Source organism: Nocardioides sp. P4_G4, assembly GCF_056401085.1.
In genome coordinates, this window is the sequence record NZ_JBFUKA010000142.1 from 1 (window position 1) to 11,117 (window position 11,117).

The 11,117-nt window shown below is 69.5% G+C and carries 11 protein-coding genes and 2 pseudogenes; 7 read left to right on the top strand and 6 right to left on the bottom strand.

Annotated elements, in window-relative coordinates:
* The first annotated feature begins 96 nt into the window (after positions 1 to 96).
* Positions 97 to 429, top strand: coding sequence for a hypothetical protein (locus AC1DQF_RS20810; protein ID WP_477527136.1), 333 nt, complete (start codon positions 97 to 99; stop codon positions 427 to 429).
* A gap of 428 nt (positions 430 to 857) precedes the next feature.
* Here AC1DQF_RS20810 and AC1DQF_RS20815 read toward each other — a convergent pair whose 3' ends face one another.
* The 3 genes and pseudogenes from AC1DQF_RS20815 to AC1DQF_RS20825 all read right to left on the bottom strand — a co-directional run bounded on the left by AC1DQF_RS20815 (position 858) and on the right by AC1DQF_RS20825 (position 2,712).
* Complete coding sequence (locus AC1DQF_RS20815) at positions 858 to 1,190, bottom strand: hypothetical protein (RefSeq protein WP_477527145.1); 333 nt, start codon at positions 1,188 to 1,190, stop codon at positions 858 to 860.
* Between the two features lie 40 nt (positions 1,191 to 1,230).
* Positions 1,231 to 1,686: pseudogene (locus AC1DQF_RS20820) on the bottom strand (MFS transporter); the annotation flags it as partial.
* A 45-nt stretch (positions 1,687 to 1,731) separates the two neighbouring features.
* Positions 1,732 to 2,712, bottom strand: a complete 981-nt coding sequence (locus AC1DQF_RS20825; protein WP_477527137.1) for an alpha/beta fold hydrolase — start codon at positions 2,710 to 2,712, stop codon at positions 1,732 to 1,734.
* A gap of 140 nt (positions 2,713 to 2,852) precedes the next feature.
* Between AC1DQF_RS20825 and AC1DQF_RS20830 the strand changes: the two genes are divergently transcribed.
* From AC1DQF_RS20830 to AC1DQF_RS20840, 3 genes are all read left to right on the top strand, one after another.
* Entirely contained in the window at positions 2,853 to 3,377 is a 525-nt protein-coding gene (locus AC1DQF_RS20830; protein WP_457208594.1) for a PadR family transcriptional regulator, read from the top strand.
* Between the two features lie 96 nt (positions 3,378 to 3,473).
* Positions 3,474 to 3,818: a DUF6204 family protein gene (locus tag AC1DQF_RS20835; protein WP_477527138.1), complete on the top strand. Its 345-nt coding sequence runs from the start codon at positions 3,474 to 3,476 to the stop codon at positions 3,816 to 3,818.
* Positions 3,819 to 3,940: 122 nt separating this feature from the next.
* Positions 3,941 to 4,570, top strand: a complete 630-nt coding sequence (locus tag AC1DQF_RS20840; protein ID WP_477527139.1) for a DJ-1/PfpI family protein — start codon at positions 3,941 to 3,943, stop codon at positions 4,568 to 4,570.
* A gap of 786 nt (positions 4,571 to 5,356) precedes the next feature.
* Here the strand turns inward: AC1DQF_RS20840 and AC1DQF_RS20845 are convergent.
* From AC1DQF_RS20845 to AC1DQF_RS20855, 3 genes and pseudogenes are all read right to left on the bottom strand, one after another.
* A pseudogene (locus AC1DQF_RS20845) lies at positions 5,357 to 6,046 on the bottom strand (DJ-1/PfpI family protein); the annotation flags it as partial.
* An 18-nt stretch (positions 6,047 to 6,064) separates the two neighbouring features.
* Entirely contained in the window at positions 6,065 to 6,895 is an 831-nt protein-coding gene (locus AC1DQF_RS20850; RefSeq protein ID WP_477527140.1) for an HD domain-containing protein, read from the bottom strand.
* A 128-nt stretch (positions 6,896 to 7,023) separates the two neighbouring features.
* Positions 7,024 to 8,601 (bottom strand): alpha/beta fold hydrolase, encoded by a 1,578-nt coding sequence (locus AC1DQF_RS20855; RefSeq protein ID WP_477527141.1) that lies wholly within the window; start codon positions 8,599 to 8,601, stop codon positions 7,024 to 7,026.
* Between the two features lie 309 nt (positions 8,602 to 8,910).
* On the opposite strand from AC1DQF_RS20855, the gene AC1DQF_RS20860 reads away from it, so the two are divergent.
* From AC1DQF_RS20860 to AC1DQF_RS20870, 3 genes are all read left to right on the top strand, one after another.
* Positions 8,911 to 9,213: a heavy-metal-associated domain-containing protein gene (locus tag AC1DQF_RS20860; RefSeq protein WP_477527142.1), complete on the top strand. Its 303-nt coding sequence runs from the start codon at positions 8,911 to 8,913 to the stop codon at positions 9,211 to 9,213.
* Positions 9,214 to 9,264: 51 nt separating this feature from the next.
* Positions 9,265 to 10,737 carry an MFS transporter gene (locus AC1DQF_RS20865; RefSeq protein WP_477527143.1) on the top strand — a complete coding sequence of 491 codons (1,473 nt, stop codon included), beginning with the start codon at positions 9,265 to 9,267 and terminating at the stop codon, positions 10,735 to 10,737.
* Between the two features lie 103 nt (positions 10,738 to 10,840).
* On the top strand, positions 10,841 to 11,047 hold the full coding sequence (locus AC1DQF_RS20870) for a heavy-metal-associated domain-containing protein (protein WP_477527144.1): 207 nt from the start codon (positions 10,841 to 10,843) through the stop codon (positions 11,045 to 11,047).
* Positions 11,048 to 11,117: the final 70 nt, after the last annotated feature.

The following is an 11,117-nucleotide window of genomic DNA, read 5'->3' on the forward strand; positions in this document are numbered from 1 at the left end:
GCTCATGCGGCCCGGCACCAGCGGTAGGTGGCGCGGGGGGCGGCGGGGGGCGGCGTGCGAACGGGACGAGACGGTGGTCCCGAGGAGGCGGGCCGCATGAGCTCGCTGCCTCCGGACGTCGGCGGCGCCGGGTCCTGGGTGGAGGTGGCGGTGACCGACCTCTACACCCAGCCCGGGTCGCRGGGCCAGGTCTGCGAGATCCGGCGCAGCGAGCGCCTTGCCCGCCTCGAGGAGAGCGCGAGCGCATTGTTGAGGCGGTCCACTGTTGAGGCGGTCCACTCCGAGGTACTCCAGGACTTGTTCGCGGTCGCGCTCGAGCTCGACCGCTCGCTCACTCACGCGTCACCCTCGAGCGTGGGCCGGGATCGATGCCGCTCGGGTCGCCGTGGGGCGAGCCACGGAACCCTTGGCGAGGTCGTCAAGCCCTAGTCGCCGGTGCGGGAAGCGCGTGGGCGGTTTTGCGTTGTGTCCCGAGTTCGACCGCGGACCGCCCCTGGATCTCGGGTCCCGAGACGGTCCGCGGTGTAGCGCCCAACGCGCGCGCCTGGGGGATAGCGGGCGGCCAGGTACCTCGTTCGAGGGTAAAACCCTCAGCGAACTGCGTCATGGGCCCGAATGGGGTAAGTCTCATTCCCAGCTCGAGACAGCGGGCGCCCGCAAGCCAACCGCAAGCAGAACCGCCCGCGACAGGGGTGCGGACGGTTCTACGGTTGCTCATCGTCGCTTGATGCCCGGCGACGGTCGGACTTCGATGAAGGGTGACAGACGCACAGGGTGCATGCCGTAGAGGCAACCGTCGTCGCGACGAGCAACAAGAAGTCATCCAAGGAGCGGATGCAGATCATCCACGCGACGGCTCAGTAGCGAGCGTCGTTGACGTTGTCGTCGAAGTAATCGTGGCCAAGCATGTCACTGGGTCTTATCCAGCAGTGCCTGCAGCGCGGCCGGGTCTGCCACGGTGAGGGTTGCGCCGTGATGCAGGATGCGGCCCGTCGGCTCGATTCCCCTGGCCGGCTGGCGGAGTTGCACGCACACTCCTCTGCGTCCGTTGGTGGCGAAGGAGATTCCTGCAAGGTGCGCGTGCGTGGCACCACCCGGACGCCGACGAGGAGCCCGACGAGACCGACGGGGCCGTTGACCCAGAAGATGTACTCCCAACCGACGGTGGTGGTGATGAGGCCGCCGACCAGGGCCCCCGCCGCGACGCCGAGGCTGCCGACCGCCCCCCCACAAGGCGAGGCCCTTCTTGCGCTGGTCGCCGCTGTAGGTCGTCATCACCAAGGAGAGCGCCGAAGGGGTCAGCAAGGCGGCAGCGGCGCCCTGGAGTGCGCGAGCGCCGATGAGCTCGGCACCGTTGCGGGCGCAGCCGCTGGCGAGGGAGGCAAGGGTGAACACGGCAAGGCCCACGAGGAACACCGTGCGCCGGGGCAGGAGGTCGGCGATGCGGCCGCCGAGGAGAAGGCCACCGCCGGACATCATCAGGTAGGCGGTGGCGAGCCACTGGAGCTCCGCGCCGCACAAGTCGAGCCCGCGACCGATGGAGGGCAACGCGGTGTTGACGACTGAGATGTCCAGCACGACCAAGCTCTGGGCGGCGAGGGCGACGGCGAGCACCGCCCAGGAGCGCCGCGGCTCGAGGTTGTGGTCGAGGTACGCGCCGGGGGGCGTTTCAGGGGTTGTTGTCACATCTGCTCCAGGTGACGCGTGGATGCGAAGGCGCTGCTTGGAGCGTCACTTCAGGTCGGTGTGCTCGGTGATGGCGTCGAGCAGCCGCGGCCACAGCGTGGGCGGGCGGTCGTGGCCCATGTCCTCGACCAGCAGGAGACGGGCGCCGGGAACGAGCTCGGCGGTCCGGCGCCCCCCGCTGGGGTCGATGAGGGTGTCGTCGAGGCCGTGAACGACGAGGGTCGGCACGTCCAAGGACGTGAGGGCTTCGGCCCGGGAGCCGTCGAGGATCATCGCCGCGAGCTGGCGCGGAACGCCGGCCGGGTAGTACGCACGGTCGTAGCTGGTCTCAGCGAGCATCCGCAGCTGTGCCGCGTCGCCGTAGCGACGCGAGGCCCACACCAGCTCGCGCTCTGCCGCGGCCACGTACCCGTCCCGGTCGGCAGGCCGTGAGGCGAACAGCACCTGCTGCGCCTCCGGCGTCGGCTGGCCGTACTCCGGCTCACCGGTCGAGGACATCATCGACGTCAACGACAGCACGCGGTCGGGGAACTCGATCGCCATCTTCTGCGCGATCATGCCGCCCATCGAGGACCCCACCACGTGGGCGCGGGCGACGCCGAGCTGGTCGAGCACGCTGATGCCATSGGCAGCCATGTCCCGCAGCGAGTACGGCGCCATCGCGACAGCGCGCTCGAAGTCGCCGGAGGTCACGGCTGCGATGAAGTCGCCAAGATGGACCGGGTGCTCGTCCAGCTTGGTGGAGAGGCCGCAGTCGCGGTTGTCGTACCGGATGACGTAGCGGCCGCGCGCGGCCAGCATGCGGCAGAAGGCGACGTCCCAGCCGAGCATCTGAGTCCCGAAGCCCATCACGAGCAGCACGGCCGGGTTCCCGGGGTCGCCGAAGGTCTCGTACTCGATGGTGATGGGCCCTCGGTCGTCGCCAGCGAGAGCAACGGCTGGGTTGTCGGCCGCGTTGCTGGCTGGGACCGCGTGGGACTCGCGGGTCGGCGCGGTATCAGGTGTGGTGTCTGCTTGGGGGGACATGGCTGTCTCTCTGGTCGAGCGTGAGGTGGGTCGGCCGATGCCGCCAGAGGGCTACGGGGGGTGCGACACCGGCCACATATCGCACTGTACATGTCTATATGGACATGTCAATTGTTACATGATGATGTTAGGGTGTGCACATGGCTTTGCGATTCGCGGTGCTCGGGCTGTTGGCTCGGCGTCCCTCTACCGGCTACGAGCTGACCCAGACCTTCGACCGGTCGCTGCGGAACTCCTGGCAGGCGCGGCACAGCCAGATCTACCCCGAACTGGCCAAGCTCGAGGCCGCCGACCTGGTGGAGGTGGTCGGCCACGGGCCACGCGGTAGCAAGACCTACGCGATCACCGAAGCCGGCCGCGCCGAGCTGCGGCAGTGGCTCGTAGAGGTGGAGCCTGACCGGTCCCAGCGCAGCGAGAGCGGGTTGCGGCTGTTCCTCACGCCGCTGCTGGGTTCGGCAGACAGGCAGACGACCTACGAGCGCGACCTCGCGCACGTCGAGCAGGAGCTCGCCGCCCTGGAGGAGCTGCGAGCCGAGATGCGAGCAGCGTCCGAGCCGGAAACGTTCGCCCCGCAGGTAGAGCTCGGCATCCGGATCAACACCGTGCTGCGGGACTGGCTGCGTGAGCAGAGTCAAGCATCCGCGGCCGCTGCGGGCGATGACTGAGCCCGCCGTGTGGGCGGGGGCCGTCGGGCCGACCGGGCCGGTCGCGGCAACCGCTGTTCCGGCCCACTGCGGTCAACAGCTGGAAGGAAGGGCGTCGTGACCAAGGCGTACCGCGTGCAGGTGGTCGGTCAGTTCGCTGACCTGAGCCCCACTGTCCGCGCTCAGCTGCAAGCCGAGCAGGCGGAGCATGACCTATTGCTCGCGGCGTTCACCCCGGCCGGCACGTTCACCTACTCGCCCACGCTGACCCGGTTCACCCTGCGCTACCTCCTCGACATCTCGGAAAATTCCGCCGCGGAGGCCGACGAGGCCGCCGAGGTGGAAGGCGAGCTCCTCGCAGCGCACTTTCTCCAGACGCGAGGCATCACCCACAAACCGTTGACCGTGTCAGCCGTCTGCTTGGACGACGTCAAGATCAAGCGCCAGCCGAAGAGGCCATGAGCGACCGGCTCTGCGCAGCAACAGCGCTCAAGCACCCGAACAACACCTGACCACAGCACGACACCCGTCGCAGGAGCGCGGGCTCTACCCGCCGCCGGCCCCACCGAAACGGAGACCTAGCAATGACGAACCCCGCTGCGACAGAGCCGACCGAGCCGACCGAGCGACGGCACATCGGCCTGTTGCTCTTCGACGACGTTGAGGAGCTCGACGCCGTCGGACCTTGGGAGGTGCTGTCCTACTGGACCCTCCACTACCCGAAGGACGGCTGGAGCATCTCGTGCATCTCCCGCGACGGGCGGCCGGTCCTGGCCGCCAAGGGACTCACCCTCGGCGCGCACCACTCCTTCGACACGATGCCGGCACTCGACGTTCTCATCCATCCCGGCGGCCAAGGCACCCGCCCGTTGATGCGCGACTCAGACCACTTGGCGTGGATCCGCGGGCAGCGTGCCTCGGTCGAACTGATGGCCAGCGTGTGCACGGGCGCGTTGGTGTACTCCGCCGCAGGTCTCCTGGCCGGGCGTCCAGCCACCACTCACTGGGAGAACGTCGACCTGCTCACCGAGCTCGACCCGTCCATCCTGCTCCGCCCCGAAGCCCGCTTCGTCGATGACGGCGACCTCATCACCAGCGCCGGGGTGAGTGCCGGCATCGACATGGCGCTCCACTTGGTGGCCAGGCTCGTTGGTCGAGAGCGCGCCCGCGAGGTCCGCCGAGCCATCCAGTACGACCCCCAACCGCCGGTCTGAGCCGCCCCGTCCATCCCGGTCCAGGCAACACCGACGCGGGGCCGTCCCCTGAGGCGAGGCGCACCAGACATGACCGCGGTCGACAACGTCTCGCCCGTTGCCGGATACGCCGTTGGGTCGGAGGCCGAACCAGCATCCGACCCTGCCGCTTGAAGGTCCCCGATGGTCGCCGCGACCTTGGGGTAGCAGATCCGGTGAAGACCAGCCCACACTTCCGGCGGTAGTCGCTCGGCGCGAGCTCGGAGTTCTGGTCAGGGGCCGGGTCAGGGTTGCGGCGACTTCGCTCGTCGCCTGCGTGCCGGCGAGCTGCTCGAGCGCGCCGTCGAACCCAGCTCGACCACTGGGGCCTGTGACGCCGGGACGCAGCGTCGCGTCGACGTCTGGTGCCTGCTGCTCTGAGAGCGTGAGCAGGCGGAGGCCGTGCGCCGTCTCGACGAGCGCGGTCGGGCTCACAGCGAGGGTGCGGGCGGCCGCGGAGTTGCTGTACACCTCGAACACGCTGGCGGTGTCGATCTCCCCGACCCCGTTCTCGAGGCTGATGGCGATCGTGGGACGGAGCCACGGAAGGAGGGAGTTCAGCACGACAGGCCGGTCCGCGAAGCTCCAGGACTGCACCGGGATGCTGGTTGGCCCGTCGGGGGACCAGCCGGGGTACCCGACCTCGCCTCCGACCCTTTGCGCCTCGGTGGTGCCCGCGAGGTCGTGGATGACGGAGAGAGCGCCGGGGATGCCGGAGGTGATGCCGGCCGTGGTCGTGATGTCACCGTCACGTACGAACCGCTGTCCGGCTACCCAGGTCGTCTCAGGGTGTCGGTCGCGGAGGGCGGCGAGGCGAGACCAGTGGCTGGTGGCGGTGCGGCCGTCGAGGAGTCCGGTTTCAGCGACGAGGCGCGCACCCGCGCACACGCTCAGGATGTGTGCGCCTTGCTCGTGCTGGCGGAGGACCCAGTCCCGTGTTGGTCGTTCGGCCGCGCCTGTGGGGTCTGCGACTGCGGGGACGACGACGACGACGGGCCTGAGGTCGGCGCGCGCGTTGACCTCCGCGAACGTGTAGTCAGGGAGGATGGTGGGCGCACCTTCAACGTCGGCAGGTCCGGGTTGGTCGGAAACCGTGTAGACGCTGAAGCGGGAGGAGCGGGCAAAGACCTCGTACGGGCCCATCGCGTCGGTGGCGACGGTGGCCGAGGTGCCCAGCACGACGGCGACGACGAGGGTGCCGGGCGCCGGTTCGTCTGGAGCCGCAGCTGAAGGAAGGGCATCGCTGGAGTAGGGCAGCTTGTTTTGCGCCGCAGTGACCCGGTAGCCGGCGAATGCGAGGCCGCCGAGGGTGGCCGCGGCCAGCCCGACGAACGTGACAGACCGGAGGGCCACAAGCGCCGGCGCGCTGCGCTTCTTGGCGCTTCGTCCGGGTGCGGTGGGTCGGGAGGGCTCGCGTCGGGCGCCCGGTCGGGTGCGGCGAGTGGGGATGCTGTTCATCGGATGTCCTGAAGGGGGCTACTCGGCGAATGGGGCGAGTCGGATGGCTGCGGCGAACGCGCCGTAGCGGTGAAGGAACGCGGCGCGGCCCGCAGGAACGCGCGCAGCTTCCTTGCCGAATGCCTCGATGAAGGCGTTCTTGAAGTCTTCCCGAGGGTGGCGCGCCACGGTGTCGGTGAGGACAGCGTCGGGCAGCTGCCACGCGTGCAGCCCGGTGACGTCGATGGCGGCACCTGCTGAGAGCAGCTGGGCGACGGCCCCGTGTTCGGGGCCGACACCGGGACTGTGGTGCAGGGTGATGGCGTCGAGGATGAGGGTGGTGGCGTCGTCGGGGAGTCCGACCTGTGCGGCCACGTCCCGTGTCAGTCGGGTGCTTTCCAGGGTGAAGTCTGCGTCTCCTTTCGAGGTCAGGAGGCCTGTGTCGTGCAGCATGGCCGCGGCGTAGAGGAGCTCTTCGTCGACGTCGATGCCGGCGACGACTCCCAGCGCCAGGCCGAGGCGGTAGGTCCGACGGCTGTGGTGCAGCAGTACGGGTGGCAGTCGGCGAGCGGCGGCTTCTTCGGCTCGTTGGGCGAGGACCGTGCGTGGGGGCTCCAAGCGCTCCGGCGCTACGTGGGCATGGCGGCCGGGGTGGAGGTGCAGCGCCAGGCGGGTTCGGCCAACGACATTGCGCAGATGGGCTGCGGCGAGGGGACGCAACAGCATGCGTCGTTCCGAGGTGCTGAGCCACCCGCGGGTGGCTTCGGTCCATGCGACCGTGCCGAGCGCGGCAGTCGTTTCGTGCGATGTGGTCGTCGCGCGGCGTGCGGTGTTCGCGGAGGCTGCGGTGGTGGTGCTAGTTCGGGCCATGCGGGGTTGACTCCTTCGATGCGGCTCGGATGGGGCTCAGGCAGGTTCAAGTGGGTTCGAGCGGGTTCAGGGAGCGGTCCGGCTCGGGTTCGGGGTGCGCGGGGACCGTCTGTGCAGGGACCGATCGGTCACTTCTCGAGGGGCGTCCCAGTGCGCACGGACGCGACGACGTCGAGGACGGCCTGGGAGGTGGCAGCCGCGGCACGTTGCTCGATGAGCAGGTCGACGTGGAATGCGCCGGTGACGACGTGGTGGGCGCTGTTGGTGGACAGGGTGGCGAGCTGGTTCTGCTTCGCCATCCAGCCCGGGCTGCTGCCCTCACCGGCGGTCAGCACGTACAGGGGTTCGTCGTTGAGGGTGGTGAGCGCGGCGGCTTCCTTCGCGGAGGCACCTCCCTGGAGGTACTCGTCGATGGTGCTGTGCAGGTGCTGACTGGTCACGGAGCTCGCGCGTGCTGCGTCCTCAGAAGCCGGCGGCAGGGTCGCTCCGCTGGCACCGACGACTAGCCGCATCAGACCGAAGCGCGCGGTTTGGGACAGAAGAGCTGAGATGCGGTCCATCGAGCCGCCCGAGCGTGTGGGCGCGGCAGTGGAGGTGGGCGGCTGGTTCGACGACGACGCCGGTGCGGTGGAGTCGATCAGCACCATCCCGGCTACATCGTTGCGGTACTGGGCGGCGAAGGTGAGGCTGTACAGGCCCCCGAAGGAGTGACCAGCCAGCACGTAGGGGCCGGGTTCGCCTGCACGGTGGAGCAGCGTGTGAAGGTCGGCGGCGATCTGGGTGGCGTCCTGGGTGGTGTCGGCTGGGTCGCTCCATCCGCGTCCGGCGCGGTCGTAGACGCAGACGCGGGTCTCACGGGCCACGGCGGGCGCTACCCAGCCGAGCGTTGAGGACGACATGCCCGCACCTGGCTCGAGCACGACGGTGGGGCTACCCGAGCCGGTGCAGTTCAGGTGAAGGCGGTGTCCCCCCACGTCGACCAGCCGGCCGGGCATCGGTGGCTGCGGTGCGGCTGCGGAGAGAATTACGTCAGTTCCGGCTCCGAGTGAGACGACGCCGAGGAGTACGACTGTCGGGTAGAGGAGCCAGCGTCCGAGCCGGCTGCCCAGGTCTCGTCGGATGCGCAAGACCATCCAGACGCTCAGTGCGATGGCGGCTGGCGGCCACACCCAGCTGAGCGCGTCGTCGGCATTGGCGCCGAACGTGGCTAGCGTCAGCCCGCTCAGACCCATGACCAGTGCTGGGACCCGCGCCCAGCGCTGCGGCTGGTCGGTGAACCGGCTCGAGAGCGCGGCGAGCATCGTCCACCCTAGGGCGAACCCGCAGAGCACCGCTCCCGTGAGCTCGCTCGGTTCGGCCGGGATGATCGGCAGGGCCGCGAGACCCGTCGCGGCGAGGAGCCCGCCTACGAGGGAGCCGACGACGATGCGGCCGAGGCGTCGCTTCGCCTTCTTGGAGGGCGACGTGGTGTTCGGACGGGCCCGCCGGCCCTGGGCTGAAGTTCGGACCGTTGCGCTGTCGTCGTCGTGAGCCGGGACTGTCGAAGTCGCTCGGCCGGCCGCGTCGGTGGAGGGTGCAGCAACCATGTCGAGCACTTCCTTCGTTGTCTCGGGTGGGGCGGCTGCACGTTGGGGCCGCCGCTTGTGGTGCTCAGGTTCAGTCGACGGCCTTGCCGGTGACTGTCCGGGCGCTGTCCGCTCCAGCACTCCCTGGACAACTGGCGCACGTCCGGGAGCTGCAGCCATGTCGCTGCCCGTAGACGTAAGAGATGCAGGGTCCCGTCGGGCAGGGAGCAGGGGCTGCTAGGAGGGCATTGCCCCCGTCGCGCTCAACGCCCTCGTCGACCCCGTTGCCGCTGTTGCCGCTGAGCTACGCCGGCCCGAGAGTCCCGTCCTCGGTCGTGACCAGCTGTGGGCGGGCCCGCAGGCGGCCCGAGGAGTTGGACAGCGGGCGGACAGTCCTACCCCCCACGCTGACCAGGTCAGAGCGGAGGAGTCTCAAGGAGTGGGTCCGACATGCGTCACATCCATCTGGTTGTTGCCGGCATGGGCTGCCGTCGTTGCGTTCGCGAAGTGACTGGCCTGGTCCGTGACATCCCTGGTGTGCAGACCGTAAGCGCCAACGCGAGCGACTGCACGGTCCATCTGTCGGGCTCAATGCAGCTGGCCGATGTCCTCGCCGCGTTTGCCGGCTCCACCTACGTCCCCCAGCTAGCCGAGGCCGCCATGGACGCTTCGGCGGGCGCTTTGGAGGGCGACGGGGACGGACGCCAGACGGACGACAGGAATGAGACAGCAGTCAGCAAGCGGTCCCCGTGACCGTGGTGTCAGAGCCGACTACGGCTAGACCGCACTACAGAAGGGCACGTCATGTCTACAACGCCTTCCGCCGGGGAAGCCCGAAGCAGCCGCCGATGGGTTGCTTTGGGCGTCATCGCTGCGGCGCAGTTCATGGTCATCATGGACACCTCCATCATCGGCGTCGCGTTGCCGAAGATGCAGCGCGACCTCGGGTTCACTCCGCAGGGGCTCAGTTGGGTCTTCAACGCCTACGTCGTCGCTTTCGGCGGTCTCCTGCTTCTCGGCGGTCGCCTCTCTGACCTGTTCGGGGCGCGCCGCATCTTCACCACCGGCTGGGTCGTCCTTGCCGCCGGGTCACTCTTGGCGGGTTTTGCGGGCAACGTCCCGGTCGAGCTCGTCGGTCGCAGCGTGCAAGGCGCTGGGTCTGCGCTCATCGCCCCAGCCGCGCTCACCCTGCTGTTCATGACCTTCGGTTCCTCGCCGAAGGAGCTCACGAAGGCGCTGGCCCTGTACGGCGCCGCGGCACCGGCCGGCGGGACCGCTGGCGTGTTCCTCGGCGGCGTCCTCACCGAGTACGCGTCCTGGCCGTGGGTGTTCTTCATCAACGTCCCCCTGGCCGTCGCGGTGGTCGTGCTCACCCGTTCCGTCATGCCCTCAGGGGCGACTCGACGCGGGTCGCTGGACATCGTCAGCGCTGCCACCGTCACGGCCGGGCTCGCCGCCGTCGTGTTCGCCGTCGTGCGTGCCCCGCAAGAAGGGTGGGCCTCCACCTCGACGCTGGTCGCGGGACTCGGCGGACTCCCCCTGCTCGGCCTGTTCGTCGCCCTTCAGGCCAGGCTGCGCGAACCGCTGATGCGCCTCGGCATCTTCTCGGCACCGAACCTCGCCGCCGCTAACGCCGCGCAGTTCATGCTCGGTGCCGCCTGGATTCCGATGTTCTTCTTCCTCAACCTCTACCTCCAGCAGGTCCTCGGCCTGGGGGCATTCGCCAGTGGTGCGGCGTTGCTTCCGTTGACCGTGACCATCATGGTCGGGATGGTCGTCGCCGCTCCGCGGCTCATCGCCCGGTTCGGCCCGAAGGCCATGACGGTTGCGGGGCTCGCCACCCTGTCCGGAGGCTTGGTCTGGCTGTCGTTCATCCGCCCCGACGGCAGCTTCACCGCCGACGTACTGGGCGCCAGCCTCGTCGCCGCCGCCGGCATGGCGATGGCATTCATCCCCTCGCTCGGGATGGCGTTGTCCTCGGCCGACCCGGAGGAAAGCGGCCTCGCAGCCGGCATCGTCAACACGAACTACCAGGTCGGTTCCGCCCTCGGTCTGGCCGCGATGACCGCAGTCGCTGCGGCGTTCGGCGCCGACCAGGCTGGCGATGCGGGCGCTCTCGCCGACGGGTTCTCAGCCGGGCTCCTCGGCGCTGCCGGCATCGCAGCCGTCGGGGCTGTCATCGCCTGGGCTTCGCTTCGGCACCCGCAGGCGCCCACCGCCGGTGCCGAACCCGCCCCGGCCGGCGACTCCGAGCAGTCCGAGCACGCCGCCGCATGACCCGGTCGGGCCGGCGACCGTGCCGGCCCGACCTCGCCGGACACCACCGGCACCCACCCATCTCCCGGGCCACCAGTCCGGAAGCCAACACCGAAGGAACGTCATGAGCTACACCGAGACCCACCACGTCAACGGCATGACCTGCGACCACTGCGCCCGCGCCATTCGCACCGAGGTCAGCGCCATCGCCGGCGTCACCGACGTCGACGTTGATGTCAGCACCGGAGCCGTTCGCGTCACCGCCGAGCAGCCCGTGCCCACCACGGTCATGCGCGAGGCCGTCGAGGAGGCCGGCTTCGCGCTCGCCTGACCCACACGCGCCGCGCCCCGGTGGCAGGAACCCCCCCACCCCCACCCCCCACCGGGGCGCGGCTCACCAC